This window comes from Mesorhizobium sp. M7A.F.Ca.US.005.03.1.1 (assembly GCF_003997975.1).
Taxonomy (GTDB): domain Bacteria; phylum Pseudomonadota; class Alphaproteobacteria; order Rhizobiales; family Rhizobiaceae; genus Mesorhizobium; species Mesorhizobium ciceri.
The window spans coordinates 1-584 of the sequence record NZ_RZRO01000223.1 but is presented as its reverse complement, the minus strand read 5'-3'; the positions used below and the strand labels follow the sequence as shown (position 1 = coordinate 584).

The 584-nt window shown below is 57.4% G+C and carries 1 protein-coding gene; it reads right to left on the bottom strand.

Going from position 1 to position 584, the window contains the following annotated elements:
* On the bottom strand, positions 1-584 hold a 584-nt coding region (locus EN990_RS35270), incomplete at both ends, for an ATP-binding protein (RefSeq protein ID WP_245469246.1).

Below are 584 nucleotides of genomic sequence, written 5' to 3'. Positions count from 1 at the left end.
GTATGGCCGAGATCCTCGAGCATTGCCGCGGTATTCAAAAGGACCAGCGCATCGTCATCCACTGCCAGAATCCGCAGCGACGCCGTCTCAATGGCTTCCTCGGCAAGAACATCCGGCCCGCGCGCGAATTCCGAGCTCGCGGTTGCGATCGGCAGCCATAGTTCCGCTGTGGTTCCGGTTCCCCTGGAGCTCTTGAGCACTAGGCACCCGCCCATTTGCTCTGTCATCCCATGCACCATAGACAGACCGAGACCCGTACCTTTGCCAACGCCTTTTGTGGTGAAAAACGGTTCCGTCGCCCGAGCCAGCGTTTCTCCGTCCATTCCTTCGCCACTGTCGGCTACCGAGAGGCAGACATAATGGCCGGGAGCCAAGCCAGCACCATTGCTTTCGCCGACCTGTTCCATCCGGGCGGAAATGATGATCGTCCCACCATCAGGCATGGCGTCACTGGCGTTGACACACAGGTTGAGCAAGGCAAGTTCGATCTGACTTTCATCGATCATTACATGATCGAGCGAGAGCGGAAATTTCGTCTCTATGATCGCCCTTGAGCCCAGCGATCGTTCCAAGAGATCCTTCAT